We start from the raw sequence: 15,141 nt of genomic DNA on the forward strand, positions 1-15,141 counted from the left end.
GAGTTGGAGTCGGCGGAGACCGGCGATTGGACGGCGGCGCCGGAGAGTCGTCGATCGCGCGGGCGCGGTGACGGCGCAGGTCGGAGTGCTGGCCGGCGGCCTGCGTCTTCGCATACCGAGCCACCGTGTGGTGGTCGCACCCGGCCGGGTCGGCCGCGGCACGGTAAGTGCCGGTGAGGTCGTACGCCTCAAGGATCTCCTTGATCTCCCTGCTGTTCTTCGCGGTCAGTTGCGCGAGGTGGTTTCCCGGACCCAGGGCAGCGTGAACCGCTCCATCAACACCAATGCGAAGTAGAGCAATATGCTCATCAACCCGATCAGGATGATCGCCACCCAGGCAGCGGCGGCGTCGCCGACCCCGCTAGCCTGCACGATCAGATAGCCCAGCCCGCTCTCACCGGCCTGGAACTCGCCGATGACCGCGCCGATCGCGGCGAGTGGCATGGCCACCTTCAGCCCGACGAAGATCTGCGGCAGCGCGGCGGGCAGCCGTACCTTCCGGAAAGCCTGCCAGCGCGAGGCGTCCAGTGAGCGCGCCAGCTCGGCCAGGTCCGCCGGGGTCGACGTGAGGCCGGTCGCGGTGGAGAGCACGATCGGGAAGAAGCAGAGCAGAAAGACCATGGTCAGGACCGGCTTTTGCCCCCACCCGAGCGCCCCCACGAGCAGCGGCCCGAGCGCGATCTTCGGAACTGCGTTGACGGCGACCAGCAGCGGCGTGAACATCCGCTCCAACAACGGCGAGCCGGCCAGTGAGAGCCCGATCAGAACTCCGCAGGCGGTGGAGAGCGCGAAGCCTACAAGCGTCTCCACCGTGGTATCGCCGGTGTGCTCCAGGAACCGGGCCGGGGCTGCTGTGAACGCCGAGAGCACGGCACCGGGCGGAGGTAGCACCGCCGGGTGGACCACCTTCAGCACCGACGTGAGCAGCCACCACACGCCGAGGGCGACCAGCAGCCCGGCCGAGGGCAGCAGCACGGTGCCGGTACCCGTCCCGCGCTGTGGGCCGGATCGCGGAACCGGAACCGGCTCCGGGCCCGCCGCTGAGGTCTGCTGCGGCGGCGAGAGTTCGGTCATCCCATCCTCCTCGGGCCGCCCGGCACATCGTTTTACCCGGGCCGCTCAGGGCGGAGTCGGGGCGGCAGCGTCGATGCTCCCCGCCGGTCACCGACGGGGAGCACACGTTCGGGCAACCAGTGTGATCAGGCTTTCGGTACGAGGTCGAAGTTGATGATCTGCTCAGGGGTCATGCCCTGCGGCAGCGCACCCGCGCCCTGCAGGATCGCAATGCTATTCGCAACCCGCCCGGAGTCCAGCGTCCCGATCGCGGAGCCGGAACTGCCAGGCGCGACGTACGCGGCCATCAGGTCCAACTCGGCTGCCGCAGCAGCTGGGTTCGTGGCGTCCACGTTTCGCTTCAGGATCTCGGCGGCCTCCTTCGAGTGGGCCAGGCTGTACTCCAGGCCCTTGAGCAGCGCGGTGGCGAACCGCTTCACCATCTCTGGCTTCTGCTCGGCGATCTTCGTCGAGGTGATCAGTACGTTTCCGTAGAGATCGGGTATCACGTCGCTGTACGGCAGTAGGACGGCCTTCTTCTTGGTCACCGCCTCGATGGTCGGCTTGCCCACCACGAACTGGCCGATGCCGTCCACCGAGCCGCCGGCGAGGGTGCCCATCAGGGTCTGCGCGTCGCCGTTGACCCAGGTCACTTTGCCGACGTCCATCCCGGTCAGTCGGGCGTACGTCGGGAAGAGGCTGCGTACGACGGAGCCGGGTGTGTCGGCGAGACGCTTGCCCTCGAGGTCCTTCGGGGCGGCGATGCCCTTGCCCTCGGTGGTGGCGATCGCGGCCATGGTGCGCTGCTGGATGGCGGCCACCGCGACGAAGTCCTTCGCCTGGCCGCTGCCCATCTGCAGCAGACCGCCCGTCAGGTCGATCGGGCCGAACTGCGCCTGGCCGCTCACGACGGCCGGAATCACGCCGCCGGTGCCCTGGCCTGGCTTGATCTCCACGTCGAAGCCGGCCTCCTTGAAGAACCCCTTGTCCTTCGCGACCCAGGCGTATGCGTCCCGGCCGAAGTTGCCGAACGAGGTCAGGTAGGTCACCTTCTCCAACGCCGTGCCGTCCGCATCGGTAGCCGTGTCGGAGCCGGATCCGCCGCACCCCGACACAAGCGCTAGCGCCGTGGCCAGGGCCATCGCGGCGACCGTACGGACGAGTCTGTTCATGTGCACCGTGTTGTCCTTTCCGACTGCTGACCTGCGCCAGCGGAGGGGGTCGTCGAGACAGGACGGCGTAACGGAACCGCCGGGGTACATGACACTTCGCGCGAGTGACAGCGTACGAGAACCCCGCCTGTGTGACACCAGGTGCGAAGAATTTGCTGACAGGACGACAGGTACCGCTGAGCCGCCTGGTCCGGCTAATCTGACCGGGGGTTACGAACCGGCCGGCATTGTTCATCGCCAGTGGATGGGGGAGACCGCCGGATGATCAGACTCACCGGTGCATCCCGGACCTTCACCAGCCGGTCCGGTTCTACGGTGGCACTCCAGGGCGTCGACCTCCACATTGCCGAGGGCGAGTTCGTGGCGGTGGTGGGCCGGTCCGGGTGCGGCAAGTCCACACTGCTCCGGCTGATCGCCGGACTGCTGCCGGCCTCCGAGGGTGAGATCACCATCGGCGGCGAACGAGTCACCGGAGCCCGGCGGGACGTCGCCATGCTGTTCCAGCGGCCGGCCCTGCTGCCCTGGCGGTCCGTTCTCGACAACGTCCTGCTGCCTGTGGAGATCTTCGGTTGGCGCAAGGCCGAGCACCTCGCCCGGGCACACCGGCTGCTGGAGACGGCCGGCCTGAGCGGCTTCGAGAAGCACCGGCCGCACGAGCTCTCCGGCGGTATGCAGCAGCGTGTCTCGCTGTGCCGGTCGCTGATCGGCGAGCCCCGCGTGCTGCTCATGGACGAGCCGTTCTCCGCGCTCGACGCGCTCACCCGCGCGGAACTCGCGGCGGAGCTGCAGCGGATCCACATGGAGAACTCCGCCACCGTCGTCTTTGTCACCCACTCGATAGACGAGGCCGTGCTGCTCGCCGACCGTGTGGTGGTGCTCAGCCCGCGCCCGGGCCGGATCCGCAAGGTGGTCGACATCGGCATCCCCCGGCCGAGGACGCTGGGCCGTACCGCGCACCTCGGCGAAGTGGCCCGGTGCAGTGCCGACCTGCACGAACTGCTGATGGAACGGGACATGTCGGCGCCGGCCGGAGTGGAAGGGCGATGACCGTGCGGATCTGCGTCTTCACCGAGCCGCACCGCGGCGCCGACTACGACGATCAGTTGCGCTTCGTACGACTCGTCGAGGCCGGCGGGTTCGAGGGTTTCTTCCGGGCCGACCACTACCAGGCGATGGGCGCCGATCCCGGGCTGCCCGGCCCCACCGACGCGTGGCTGACGCTGGGTGCGCTCGCCCGGGAGACCTCCCGGATCCGGCTGGGCACCCTGGTCACCTCGGCCACCTTCCGGCTGCCCGGCCCGCTGGCCGTGATGGTGGCACAGGTCGACCGGATGAGCGGCGGGCGGGTAGAGCTGGGCATCGGCGCCGGCTGGTACGAACGAGAGCACACCTCGTACGGCATTCCGTTCCCGGCCATCGGGGAGCGCTTCGAACGGCTGGAAGAGCAGCTGGCCGTGATCACTGGCCTGTGGCGGACACCGGTCGGCGAGAGTTTCAGCCACCGCGGCGACCACTACCGGCTGGTCGACGCGCCCGCCCTGCCGAAACCGGTGCAGGTGCCGGGGCCGCCGATCATCGTCGGGGGCCGCGGCCGCAAGCGCACCCCGGCGCTGGCCGCCCGGTACGCCGACGAGTTCAACATGCCCTTCAAGTCGGTGGCAGAGACAGCGCAGGCGTACCAGCGGGTGGCCGAGGCATGCGACCGGACCGGTCGGGCCGACGCCGGTCGGCCACCGCTGGTGCTCTCGGCCGGTGTCGTGGTCGCGATCGGCCGTACCGACGCGGAGGCGCAGCGGCGGGCCGCCCCGCTGCACGTCAAGAGCGCGCTGCCGCCGGAGGATCCGGTGGTCGGATCCCCGGCCCAGCTCGTCGAGCGGCTCGGCGAGTTCGCCGCGATCGGCGCGAGTCGGCTCCATCTGCGACTGACCGACTTCACTGACCTCGACCACCTGGAACTCATCGCGAGTGAGGTGCTCCCGCAGCTGGCGGACGTGAAACCCGGGGCACCCTGCGCTTGCCGAAAACCTCATCCCCCAGGTGAAGAGCGGCTAGCCAGCCTCTGCGTTTCACCTGGGTGTCCGAATCGCGAGCGGGAACGCGAAAGTGCTTTCTGAGCTGCACAGAAGGTCCGGGCCTTCGAAGGATCAACCTCCTTGGCCCACAGATGGCCATGTTCTGGCGTGTCCGTCCCCATGGACGAGCCGAACGGAAGACGTCTGAACCCCCAGCGCGGCGTTGATGCCAGGCGTTGCGCTGGGGCCGTCGACGGAGTCAGGTAGTTACGTTGGCGCAGACGATATGGGACTCCCGACCACGGGTCCGGTGGCAACCAGGCCGAACACTCATCCAGTTTCGTCGGGTGTGGGACAGCTCTCGGTCACGCGAACATTGAGGGAGGTGTCGCTGGCACATTGAAGCCGCCGCTCAGCACCCGCTTCCCTGTCGGGCAGCCCATGGTGCTCCTGATGACGCCGCCCGCGCCCGTGATCTCGAATCCCCTCGACGGCGGCCAGCCCGTGGCGCGGGTTCCGGTCGCACTCGCGGCTGCGGCAGACGTCGGCCTCCAGCGCGGCCAGGGCCGGGTTGCGCCGGACGACGGCCAGTCCGGCGAGAAACGCCTCGGTGGCCGGGTCGTTCCGGGACGTCTTCCCGTGCGGCGTACGGCTCACCGGCGGGCCTCGACCAGCCGAGGCCTATCGCGGGCGGCCTCGACGAGGAACCAGGCGGGCAGCACGGGCTGTCCGTCCTCGTCGTCGCGGATGACGGTCTGGGCGACCTGTCGAGAGGTCTTCGGGTGCGAGCCGGGTGCCGAGCAGGCCGACGCACTCGAGGCCGAGGGGCTCGGCGAAGTTCCGTACGAGGGACGACTTGCCGATGCCGGGGGCGCCCCACAGGAAGACGGGGCGCACGGTGGCGAGGCCGAGCAGCAGTTCGGGGACACGGGCCGGCGTGAGGGTGACGGCTGCCTGCAAGCGGAGTGCTCCTGAATGCGGGTGATGTCCGGCGCGCCCGGACTGTTCGATGTGCGCGGACAGTGTGGACGCGCCGGACATCACGGAGCAGCCGATTTATCGCGTGGTGCGGTCTGCGCGCTGCTTGCCGGCCGACGTCCACACGTAGGCGAGCACGTCGGTGAAGAGGAAGAGCGCGTACGCGAACGGCACGTTCTCCTTCACGGTCGTCTGACCGCAGGAGCGTGGACAGGCTGGGGCTCTCCGGGCCGGGGGTCAGGGGACCTGGCCGTATTCGCAGTCCCCTTGCGGCGGCGGTTGACGCCCCGCAGGGTGTCGTCGCCGACCGAGTAGCAGCCGTGGAAGCAGGTGACGCCGTGCATCCGCGTGCCGGTCGTCGAGAGCCGGACCGACCTGCCCTGCTCGGCCCAGTAACTGCCCGCAGTGGGGCGGATACCGAGCGGCCCGAACTCGTCGAGCCGGCGTTGTGCGCGCCCCTGCTGGTCCGTGAATGGCCCGGATCTCGGTACGCCGTCGCAGCGCTGCCCGACTCGGTGGGCCGTGCCCTGGCGGTCCGCCGGACGACAGCCGACACTCAGGGGCGGCGCAGACCCCGATCGTGGCCACTGCTGCACTAGACTGACGGGCTGTTTGGCGCCGGATCGGAACAACCCGGGCAAACTCGGGCTCCATCGGCGAACCGGACGATTCCGGGAGTGGGACGTGAGGGCCGATGACAGCCACACCTGAGCGCGGTGAACTCACTCTGAACGACAACGGCGTGACGCCCGAGGAGTCCGGGAAATCCGCCCGGTTCTCCGCCGGGCCCGCAGCCCCGACGCGCACCCTCGTCGACATTCTTGAGGCCTCCGTAAGGGCGTACTCCGACGAACTCGCCCTGGACGACGGAACCGATCGGCTGACCTACCGGGCGCTGGCCGACGAGGTCGAACGCCGGCGGCGCGCTCTCGCGGCCGCCGGCGTGGGGCTCGGCGACCGGGTCGGCGTACGAGTGCCGTCCGGTACCAATGAGCTGTACGTGGCCATCCTCGCGGTGCTCGCCGCAGGTGCCGCCTATGTGCCGGTCGATGCCGAGGACCCGGACGAGCGGGCCGAGCTGGTCTTCGGCGAGGCCGGGGTGCGGGCAGTGCTGGGCGCCGGGCAGCGCATCGACGTCACCGACCCGGCGGAGGTCCGGGCCCCCGCCGCGCGGCCCGGCCCCGAGCACGACGCATGGATCATCTTCACCTCCGGCTCCACCGGCAAGCCCAAGGGCGTCGCCGTCAGCCATCGCAGCGCCGCCGCCTTCGTGGACGCCGAGGCCACGCTGTTCCTCGCCGAAGAGCCGATCGGTCCCGGCGACCGGGTCATGGCCGGGCTGTCCGTCGCTTTCGACGCCTCCTGCGAGGAGATGTGGCTGGCCTGGCGTCACGGCGCCTGCCTCGTACCGGTTCCCCGCTCCCGGGTGCGCAGCGGCGCCGACCTCGGCCCCTGGCTGGTGGAACAGGAGATCACCGTGGTCTCCACCGTGCCGACCCTCGCCGCGCTGTGGGAGCCCGAGACCCTCGACGAGGTCCGGCTGCTGATTTTCGGCGGCGAGGCATGTCCGCCCGAGCTGGCCCAACGCCTGGTCACCGAGGGCCGCGAGGTCTGGAACACGTACGGCCCCACCGAAGCCACCGTCGTCGCCTGCGCCTCACTGCTGACCGGTGAGGAACCGATCCGGATCGGCCTCCCGCTGAGCGGCTGGGAACTTGCCGTGGTCGACGAGTCCGGTGAGCCGGTGCCGGTGGGCGGCAGCGGTCAGCTCGTGATCGCCGGCGTGGGCCTGGCCCGCTACCTCGACCCTGCGATGGACGCCGAGAAGTACGCCCCGCTGGAATCGCTCGGCTGGCCGCGCGCCTACCGCAGCGGTGACCTCGTTCGCGCCGAACCGGAGGGCCTGGTCTTCCTCGGCCGTGCCGACGAGCAGATCAAGCTCGGGGGCCGCCGGATCGAGCTGGGCGAGGTGGACGCCGCGCTCCAGGCCCTGCCCGGCGTCGTCGGCGCGGCCGCCGCCGTACGCACCGCGCGCAGCGGCAACCAACTGCTCGTCGGCTACCTGGTCACCCAGGACGGCTGGGACCACGCCGCGGCGGTCGAGCGGCTGCGCGCCGCGCTGCCCGCTGCCCTCGTCCCGCTGCTCGCGCCGGTCGACGAGCTGCCGACCCGCACCTCCGGCAAGGTGGACCGGGACGCCCTGCCCTGGCCTCCCCCAGCTACCGCTGGGAGGTGTCCTCAGCCCGAACCCGAGACCACCGGCCCCGCCGAGGAGCTGTACGGCACCGAGGCCTGGCTCGCCGAGCAGTGGAGCGAGACCCTCGGAGTGCCCGTCACCGCGGCCACCGACGACTTCTTCGCGATCGGCGGCAGCAGCCTCGCGGCCGCCCAGCTCACCACCCGGCTGCGCACCCGCTACCCGAGCGCGGCCGTACTCGACATCTATCAGCAGCCCACCCTGCGCAAGCTGGCCCGGCGGCTGGAGAAGTCCGTACAGGACGACGGTGCGGCCCGGATCGTCGCGCCGGTTCCGCTCCGGTCCAAGCTGACGCAGTGCCTTCTGCTGCTCCCGCTGTTCACCCTGGTCGGCCTGCGCTGGACGGTGGCGCTGCTGGCCCTGGGCAACGCGGTGCACTGGTTCGGGCCCTATCCGTGGGCGCCGACCACCTCGTGGTGGCTCGTGGCCGCCGGTGCGGCCCTGCTCTTCACCCCGCCGGGCCGCCTGGCGATCGCGGCCGGCGGCGCACGTCTGCTGCTGCGCGGTGTGAAGGCGGGACGTTACCCGCGCGGCGGAAGCGTGCACCTGAGGCTGTGGACGGCCGAGCGACTGGCCGAGTACGTCGGCGCGACGTCACTCACCGGTTCCTGGCTGGAGCGTTACGCGCGGGCTCTCGGCGCCAGGATCGGCCCCGAGGTGGACCTGCATTCCCTGCCTCCGGTCACGGGCATGCTCAAGCTCGGCCGCGGCTGCGCCGTGGAGGCCGAGGTGGACCTCTCCGGGCACTGGCTGGACGGGGACCGGCTGGTGATCGGCCCGGTCAAGGTCGGTGCGGATGCGGTGGTCGGCACCCGCAGCATGCTGTTCCCCGGTGCGCGGGTCGGCAAGCGGGCCGAGGTAGCCCCCGGCTCCGCCGTGGTGGGACAGATTCCGACCGGCCAGCGCTGGGCCGGGGCGCCCGCGGTCAAGCTCGGCAAGGCCAAGCACACCTGGCCCAAGGAGCGCCCGCCGCGTTCTGTCCACTGGCGCGCCATGTACGGGGCGACCGGTTTCTGCTTCGTGGCCCTGCCCGCGTTCGCCACCCTGCCCGCCCTGCTCGTCGCAAGCCGGTTCGTGCCCGCCGATGCCGGGCTCGCCCGGGCGCTGCGCGGGGCGCTGCTCGCCGTGGTGCCGGGTGCGCTCGCCTTCGGGTTCGCGTACGCACTGCTGCTGCTGATCTCGGTACGTGTGCTCAGCCTCGGTCTGCGTACCGGAAGCCATCCCACACACAGCAGGGTCGCCTGGCAGGCCTGGACGGTCACCCAGCTGATGGATCTGTCCCGGGAAACGCTCTTCCCGCTGTACGCCGGGCTGATCACACCGGTGTGGCTGCGGCTGCTCGGCATGAAGATCGGCCGGGGTGTGGAAGTGTCCACCGTCCTTGCGCTACCGAGCCTCACCACCGTGGGCGACGGCGCGTTCCTTGCCGACGACACCCTGACCGCGCCCTGTGAACTGGGCGGCGGCTGGGTGCGGATCGGGCACTCCGAGATCGGCCGTCGGGCGTTCCTCGGCAACTCCGGGATGACCGCGCCGGGCCGCACGGTGCCGGACGACGGGCTGGTCGGCGTGCTGTCCGCCACTCCGAAGAAGGCCAAGAAGGGCAGCTCGTACCTGGGCCTGCCGCCGGTCCGGCTGCCGCGGTCCGCCGCGGACGCCGACCGGAGCCGGACGTACGACCCGCCCGCGCGCCTGCTCTGGGCACGCGGCACGGTGGAGCTGTGCCGACTCGTCCCGGTGTTCTGCTCGGCCGCGCTGGCCGTACTGACCGTGGCGGCCCTCAGCGCGCTGACCACGGCGACCGGCCTGGGGATCTGGGGCCCTGCACTGCTGTCCGGAGGGGTCCTGCTCGCCTCGGGTACGGCCGCGTGCGCAGTCGCGGTGGCCGCGAAGTGGCTGCTGGTGGGTCGGCACCGGGCGGGGGAGCACCCGCTGTGGAGCGGCTTCGTGTGGCGCAACGAGCTGGCCGACACCTTCGTCGAGGTGCTCGCCGTGCCGTGGCTGGCCGGATCGGTGCCCGGTACGCCGCTGCTGGTCCTGTGGCTGCGCGGGCTCGGGGCCCGGATCGGCCGGGGCGTGTGGTGCGAGAGCTACTGGCTGCCCGAGACCGACCTGGTCGTTCTGGGCGATGCCGTCAGCGTGAACCGTGGCTGTGTGCTGCAGACGCACCTCTTCCACGACCGGATCTTGAGGACGGATACTGTGGTCCTCCGTGAGGGCGCCACCCTGGGCCCGGGCGGAATCGTCCTGCCCGGGAGTACGGTAGGGGTCCGCAGCACCCTCGGTCCCGCCTCTCTCGTGATGGCAGGGGAGTCCGTCCCCGCCGACTCCCGCTGGCTGGGCAATCCGATCGAGGCATGGCGGTCATGAAGGGGCGGTCCTGGGGCGGTTCCCGGGCATTCCGTGCGGTGGTCGGGAACGGCAGGGGCGGCAGCGGTGCACCACACGTCGCACGAGCACAGCGCAGGGAGCGGAAGCGGCAGTGAGCGGCGAGCAGAGAGCGGCATCGGACCCGTACTTTCCGGACAACGGCGACCCCCGTTACCGCGTGCACCGGTATGAACTCGCTCTGGAGTACCGTCCCGGCCCCAACCGGCTGGCTGGGACGGCCCGGCTCAGTGCGATCGTCAGGCGGGCACCGCTCACCGAGTTCCACCTCAACCTGGCCGAGTTCAAAGTAGGCCGGGTGATGGTGGACGGCCGGGTGCCGCACTACACCCACCGAGGCAGCAAGCTCCGCATCCGGCCGGCCAAGCCACTGCCCGCCGGCGCCGTCTTCACCGTGGAGGTGCACTGGTCGGGCAACCCCAAGCCGGTGCGCAGCCCCTGGGGCGGCCTGGGCTGGGAGGAACTGACCGACGGCGCGCTGGTGGCCAGTCAGCCGGTCGGCGCGCCCTCCTGGTACCCGTGCAACGACCGGCCCGCCGACAAGGCCTCGTACCACATCTCGATCAACACCCCGTCCGCCTACACGGTGGTGGCCTGCGGCCGCCTGCTCACCCGGGTGACCAAGGCCAGTACGACCACCTGGGTGTACGAGCAGTCCGCGCCGACCTCCAGCTACCTGGTCGGCCTGTCCATCGGCATGTACCAGATGGTGCTGCTCGGCGACCCCGGGCTCGGTGGTGTCCCGCAGACCGCCCATGTGCCGGCGCACCTGCTGCCGCAGTTCTCCCGGGACTTCGCGCGGCAGCCGGCCATGTTGAAACTGTTCGAGGAACTCTTCGGGCCGTATCCCTTCGGCGAGTACGCGGTGGTCGTCGCCGACGAGGAACTGGACGTCCCGGTGGAGGCCCAGGGCCTCTCCCTGTTCGGCGCCAACCATGTCGACGGCGCACGCGGCTCGGAGCGCCTTATCGCCCACGAGCTCGCGCACCAGTGGTTCGGCAACAGCGTGAGCATCGCCGACTGGCGGCACATCTGGCTGAACGAGGGCTTCGCGAAGTACGCGGAATGGCTCTGGTCCGAGCGTTCCGGCGGCCGTACCACGCACGAACTGGCGGCCGCCGCACACCGGCTGCTGACCTCGCAGGCGCAGGATCTGCGGCTGGTCGACCCGGGCCGCAAGCTGATGTTCGACGACCGGCTGTACCAGCGTGGGGGTCTCGCCGTGCACGCGATCCGCTGCGCCCTGGGTGACGGCGCGTTCTTCCTCATGTTGCATGACTGGGCCACCGTGCACCGCCACGGCGTCGTCACCACCGCCGGCTTCACCACCCATGTGGCCCGCTACGCGACCGGGCCGATGGACGACCTGCTCTCGGCCTGGCTGTACGAGCCGTCCCTCCCGCCGCTACCCGCGTTGTCGCCTCCACCCACGTCGACAACGGCGAGGCCGGGATGTCCGCCCACGAACGACGGGCCCACGGGCCGGGGCAGGGCCTCCGCGTAGCGGGCCCGTGGGCCGGCGCTGCCGCTGAGCTTGACGTTTATCCTCGCCGGGTTTGATGTTCCTTGATCGACTCGGCGCGTTTGACGGTCTTGCCGACGTCGTGGCGCTTGGCTCGCTGCCTGTTCTTCGAGCCGGCAGGTCGTCCCGGGCCCAGTCGGGACGGTTTCGGTGCGGCTGCCGGGCAGGTCGCCGTTGCGCGGAGGTTGCGCAACCCCCGGCGGACGCGGGCGGGGGTGAGACGGCGGGGCTCGGCCGGTCGTTCCCAGGGGCGGCGGAGGTCCTCGGCCAAGGGCCGGGCGAGGCGGAGCTGGGTGTGGGCGGCGATGATGAGCCAGGTCCACAGGTCTGCGCTGTCGGCGTGGCGGATCTTCGGGGCGCTCCAGCCGAGTGTCTGCTTCATCAGCCGGAAGGTGTGCTCCAGGTCGAATCTGCGGAGGGACGACTGCCACCAGCGGTCCACATCCGCGCCGGTGGCGGCAGTGGCCGAGCACCACAGCCAGACCGGTTTCGGGTCGCGGTCGTCTGGCAGGCGCTCGACCTTCAGGCGGATCAACGTGCTGTGCAGGATGGGCAGTTCCTCTTCCGCGTGCTCCAGCCAGGGGCCTCGGTGGGCGAGTCTGGGGTGCATTCTGTCCCATGCGGTCGCCTCAGCGTTGCCGTAGCGGGTGGTGTTCGTGGCCGTGGTGACCTCGGGCAGGTGCCAGGTGCCAGGTGCCAGGTGCCAGGTGCCAGGTGCCAGGTGCCAGGTGCCAGGTGCCGGGTGCCAGGTGCCGGGTTTGGCGCAGGGCAGGGCGCCGCCGTGCCGGCGCGGTCGGCCGCCCTTCGGCGCGGAGCGGGCAGGACCGGGGTCGCGGAGCATGACGCGGTCCGAACGCAGGCCCGACCACCACGAAGGCCCCCGGCCAGGAGCAGCAGGTGCGGGGCCGGTTCCGCGCACAGTACACAGGCCAGGGTGGCGCGCAGCCGCTCGCTGCCCGAGAGCACCCCGACGGGCAGGTGGGCGCGGGCACCCCTGAAGAGGAAACGGGCGAGCAGGTTCATCCGCTCGGCCTCCGTCCGCTTCGGGGCGTACTCGGCGAAGTTCTCGGCGACCGCGCGGTCCAGGTCCAGCGGGTCGAGGCGCTGCGAGAGGTAGGCGATGCGCCCGTCGGCCCGCTTGATCGGGCGTTGGAGCGGGGACACGACCGCGTCCCCCGAGGAGTTTCCGGCAGGCTGCCCGCGCAGGCGTGCGATGCCCTTGCCGTGGGGCCTCGCCGCTGAGCCGAATGGCCGTGTCTTCTCATCGGCAGATCCGTTGAATGCACCGAGATCTTGAGCAGTAGAGACAAGTGGAGTCGATTGATGAGTAAAAGGGCTGCGCTGACGGTGCTCGCCGGTCTGCTGGTGGCTGGTGCGGGCGGGGTGGCACACGCCGACAGCAACGACAACCTGGCAGACCCTCCGATGGTGTGTGGATCGGCGCCGCTGTCGCTGACCGGTCAGGCCCGGCCGTGCGTCACCGACCAACAGGTCAGGCAGCGCATGGTCAAGAACGACACGCAGAGCGCTGACGTGATCGACTTCGCGGACGTGCTCATCCCGCTCGACGCCCCGGTGGGCTGAGCGGCCGAGTTGCTCCGTATCCATCGAATCCACCTGGCCCGCAGTGGGCTGTGTCCCCTTCCCTTCAGGAGTCTTTGATGCGTACTCGTCACCTCGTGGGCGCGGCGGCGGTCGTGGCCGTCGGCATGCTCGGGCCGATCGCCGTGGGCGCGGCGGCGGCCGACACCAATATCAACGTCCACAGCCCGTCGATGATGTGCGACACCGGCACGCTGTCCGCGAGCAGCAGCACCAGTGCGTGCGTGGCCAGGCAGGGCGTTGAGCAGGAGGTCATCAAGTCCCGCACCCGGGACATGGACGTGGTCAATCGTCTCGATGTCGCCGTGCCCACGGCGCTGGGAGGCTGAGCATGCGCGCGACTCGTACGGCCGCTGTGTCGTTGACGGCACTGGCGGCGGCTCTGGCCGGAGCCGTTCCCGCCGCGGCCGACTCCAACCAGGCCGAGCAACGACCGGTGATGCTCTGCAACATCGTGCTGTTCTCGCCCGGGGCCCGGGTCGGCGACGGCTGCCAGGCCCTGCAGCTGAGTGAGCAGGGCATCGTCAAGCAGGGCAGCGTGAGCAGCGAGCTGATCGATTACGTCGGCGTCCGTCCGGTCGGTCTGTGATCCGGTCCGTCACAGCCGGGCCGAAGCCGCCCGTCATCACCGTCGTGGTCATCACGGTGGTGACGGACAGCTTCGATTTCAGGAGCCCTGTCCGGTCCGGCGTCGCGGCTTCAGCAGGCCGCGTGCGCGTGGGCGCGAATGACGCCCCATGCCCGGCGGATGCCGGCCTCGTCGGCGTACGGGGACCCCACGGCAGCGCGCAGCGCGGGTCGTCCGTCCACCGTGGTGGGGGTGCACAGCAGACCGGGTTCGTCGGCCAGACGCGCGGCGAGTTCATGGGTCTGTTCGTCGCTGCTGCGGCGGAAGACGACCAGGCCCAGGGCGTGGGCGACGAGGTGAAAGCCGGGTTCGTTCTCGACCAGCTCCGCCAGCAGTTCCGCCAGACGGACATCGTGACGGATTACCGTGCGAAGCCCTTCGAGACCGTGGGCACGCAGCACGTACCAGAGTTTCAGTGCGCGCATCGGGCGGCCGAGCGGGATCTGCCAGTCCTTGAAGTCGACGACCGTGCCGGAGTCCGTGGCCCGGTTGCGCAGGTACGAAGGGGCGGCGCTCATCGCGTCGGTCAGGGCGTGCCGGTCGGCCACCCACAGGACGTCGCAGGGAGTGCCGGTACGCATCCACTTGTGGGCGTTGACCGCGTACGAATCGGCGTGCTCCAGTCCATCGTGGCCGCAGCGGAGCTCCGGGCACAGAGCGGCGCTGCCGGCGTAGGCGGCGTCGACATGCAGCCAGGTGCCGCGTTCCCGGCAGACCGGGCCGATCTCGTGGATCGGGTCGATGGCGCAGGTGCTCGTGGTGCCGACGGTCGCGACGACGGCAGCGGGTACCAGGCCTGCGGCCCGGTCGGCATCGATGCGCTGTGCGAGGGCGACCGGGTCCATGGTGAGCGTTCCGTGCAGGGTCGGCACCAGGACCGGTTCGCCGACCCCGGCGACACGGGCGGCCTTGGGCACACAGGAGTTGGCCTGGTCGGTGCAGTAGACGCGGTGGCGGCCCTCCGTGCCGTGCTGACGCCAGCGCCCGTCCGAGGCCCGGTTCAACGCGGCGACCAGGGCGACCAGGACGGCCGAGGACGCCGAGTCCTGGATCACACCGCCACCGTGACCCGATGCGTGCGTGAAATGCTCGGGCAGGGCCAGGGCCAGGGCGAGCCAGTCGCAGACCCGCTGCTCCAGCTCGGTGGCCGCCGGCGAGGTCGACCACATCATGCCCTGCACGCCCAGCCCGGCCGTGACCAGTTCGGCCAGCACCGAGGCGGGCGAGTTGTTGGTGGGGTAGTAGCCGAGAAAGCCGGGATGCTGCCAGTGCACCAGCTGCGGCACGATCGTGGACCACGTGTCGTTCAGGATCTCGGTCAGCTCCTCACCCTGCTCGGGTGCCGTCTCCGGCAGCGCCTTGAGCGTCGTGCCCGGCGCACCGGGCGGGACCACGGGGAGCTCGGCCGCGGCCAGGGCCCGCCAGTACGCGGCCAGCCGCTCGGCTGCTTCGGCGGCGACCGCCGGGAATACGTCACTGTTCATACGCCGACGCTAAGTGCGCGGCCCTGCCTTTTTGTGCCTCAGGAG

10 protein-coding genes and 5 pseudogenes are annotated in these 15,141 nt (G+C 70.7%); 7 read left to right on the top strand and 8 right to left on the bottom strand.

Translation table 11 applies throughout. The features are described 5' to 3' along the window. Window positions 1–46: 46 nt before the first annotated feature. From ABD858_RS31805 to ABD858_RS31815, 3 genes and pseudogenes are all read right to left on the bottom strand, one after another. Window positions 47–229 (bottom strand): annotated as a pseudogene (locus ABD858_RS31805) (IS21 family transposase); the annotation flags it as partial. Next, a complete protein-coding gene (locus ABD858_RS31810) occupies window positions 226–1,074 on the bottom strand; it encodes an ABC transporter permease (RefSeq protein ID WP_345044070.1) in 849 nt (282 codons plus the stop codon). The gene ABD858_RS31810 and the pseudogene ABD858_RS31805, both read right to left, overlap by 4 nt. Before the next feature lie 125 nt (window positions 1,075–1,199). Further along, window positions 1,200–2,225 carry an ABC transporter substrate-binding protein gene (locus ABD858_RS31815; protein ID WP_345044072.1) on the bottom strand — a complete coding sequence of 342 codons (1,026 nt, stop codon included), beginning with the start codon at window positions 2,223–2,225 and terminating at the stop codon, window positions 1,200–1,202. Between the two features lie 261 nt (window positions 2,226–2,486). Between ABD858_RS31815 and ABD858_RS31820 the strand changes: the two genes are divergently transcribed. Continuing rightward, window positions 2,487–3,272: an ABC transporter ATP-binding protein gene (locus ABD858_RS31820; RefSeq protein ID WP_345044075.1), complete on the top strand. Its 786-nt coding sequence runs from the start codon at window positions 2,487–2,489 to the stop codon at window positions 3,270–3,272. A 2-nt stretch (window positions 3,273–3,274) separates the two neighbouring features. After that, a complete protein-coding gene (locus tag ABD858_RS31825; protein ID WP_425586359.1) occupies window positions 3,275–4,339 on the top strand; it encodes an LLM class F420-dependent oxidoreductase in 1,065 nt (354 codons plus the stop codon). Between the two features lie 669 nt (window positions 4,340–5,008). On the opposite strand, the pseudogene ABD858_RS31830 reads toward ABD858_RS31825, so the two are convergent. Continuing rightward, window positions 5,009–5,197: pseudogene (locus tag ABD858_RS31830) on the bottom strand (MoxR family ATPase); the annotation flags it as partial. 269 nt (window positions 5,198–5,466) lie between these two features. After that, window positions 5,467–5,652 (bottom strand): annotated as a pseudogene (locus tag ABD858_RS31835) (IS630 family transposase); the annotation flags it as partial. Window positions 5,653–5,909: 257 nt separating this feature from the next. Here ABD858_RS31835 and ABD858_RS31840 point away from each other — a divergent pair. Both ABD858_RS31840 and ABD858_RS31845 read left to right on the top strand, forming a co-directional pair. Beyond that, window positions 5,910–9,842 (top strand): Pls/PosA family non-ribosomal peptide synthetase, encoded by a 3,933-nt coding sequence (locus tag ABD858_RS31840; RefSeq protein WP_345044080.1) that lies wholly within the window; start codon window positions 5,910–5,912, stop codon window positions 9,840–9,842. A gap of 112 nt (window positions 9,843–9,954) precedes the next feature. After that, complete coding sequence (locus tag ABD858_RS31845; protein WP_345044083.1) at window positions 9,955–11,364, top strand: M1 family metallopeptidase; 1,410 nt, start codon at window positions 9,955–9,957, stop codon at window positions 11,362–11,364. A 37-nt stretch (window positions 11,365–11,401) separates the two neighbouring features. Here ABD858_RS31845 and ABD858_RS31850 read toward each other — a convergent pair. Beyond that, window positions 11,402–12,241 (bottom strand): annotated as a pseudogene (locus tag ABD858_RS31850) (NF041680 family putative transposase); the annotation flags it as partial. A 26-nt stretch (window positions 12,242–12,267) separates the two neighbouring features. Further along, a pseudogene (locus tag ABD858_RS31855) lies at window positions 12,268–12,525 on the bottom strand (ABC transporter ATP-binding protein); the annotation flags it as partial. A 180-nt stretch (window positions 12,526–12,705) separates the two neighbouring features. Here ABD858_RS31855 and ABD858_RS31860 point away from each other — a divergent pair. The 3 genes from ABD858_RS31860 to ABD858_RS31870 all read left to right on the top strand — a co-directional run bounded on the left by ABD858_RS31860 (window position 12,706) and on the right by ABD858_RS31870 (window position 13,573). Beyond that, entirely contained in the window at window positions 12,706–12,966 is a 261-nt protein-coding gene (locus ABD858_RS31860; protein WP_345044085.1) for a hypothetical protein, read from the top strand. A 77-nt stretch (window positions 12,967–13,043) separates the two neighbouring features. Next, window positions 13,044–13,313, top strand: coding sequence for a hypothetical protein (locus ABD858_RS31865; protein WP_345044088.1), 270 nt, complete (start codon window positions 13,044–13,046; stop codon window positions 13,311–13,313). Window positions 13,314–13,315: 2 nt separating this feature from the next. Beyond that, window positions 13,316–13,573, top strand: a complete 258-nt coding sequence (locus ABD858_RS31870) for a hypothetical protein (protein WP_345044091.1) — start codon at window positions 13,316–13,318, stop codon at window positions 13,571–13,573. 110 nt (window positions 13,574–13,683) lie between these two features. Here the strand turns inward: ABD858_RS31870 and ABD858_RS31875 are convergent, their stop codons facing one another. Then, a complete protein-coding gene (locus ABD858_RS31875; RefSeq protein WP_345044094.1) occupies window positions 13,684–15,096 on the bottom strand; it encodes a pyridoxal phosphate-dependent decarboxylase family protein in 1,413 nt (470 codons plus the stop codon). Between the last annotated feature and the right edge of the window lie 45 nt (window positions 15,097–15,141).

Source organism: Streptomyces sannanensis, from assembly GCF_039536205.1.
Classification (GTDB): Bacteria; Actinomycetota; Actinomycetes; order Streptomycetales; family Streptomycetaceae; genus Streptomyces; species Streptomyces sannanensis.

Excerpts from the sequence above, each read along its gene's own strand:
- ABD858_RS31810 (WP_345044070.1), bottom strand. The coding sequence starts at position 1,074 with ATGACCGAACTCTCGCCGCCGCAGCAGACCTCAGCGGCGGGCCCGGAG.
- ABD858_RS31815 (WP_345044072.1), bottom strand. The coding sequence starts at position 2,225 with ATGAACAGACTCGTCCGTACGGTCGCCGCGATGGCCCTGGCCACGGCG.
- ABD858_RS31820 (WP_345044075.1), top strand. The coding sequence starts at position 2,487 with ATGATCAGACTCACCGGTGCATCCCGGACCTTCACCAGCCGGTCCGGT.
- ABD858_RS31840 (WP_345044080.1), top strand. The coding sequence starts at position 5,910 with ATGACAGCCACACCTGAGCGCGGTGAACTCACTCTGAACGACAACGGC.
- ABD858_RS31860 (WP_345044085.1), top strand. The coding sequence starts at position 12,706 with ATGAGTAAAAGGGCTGCGCTGACGGTGCTCGCCGGTCTGCTGGTGGCT.
- ABD858_RS31865 (WP_345044088.1), top strand. The coding sequence starts at position 13,044 with ATGCGTACTCGTCACCTCGTGGGCGCGGCGGCGGTCGTGGCCGTCGGC.
- ABD858_RS31870 (WP_345044091.1), top strand. The coding sequence starts at position 13,316 with ATGCGCGCGACTCGTACGGCCGCTGTGTCGTTGACGGCACTGGCGGCG.
- ABD858_RS31875 (WP_345044094.1), bottom strand. The coding sequence starts at position 15,096 with ATGAACAGTGACGTATTCCCGGCGGTCGCCGCCGAAGCAGCCGAGCGG.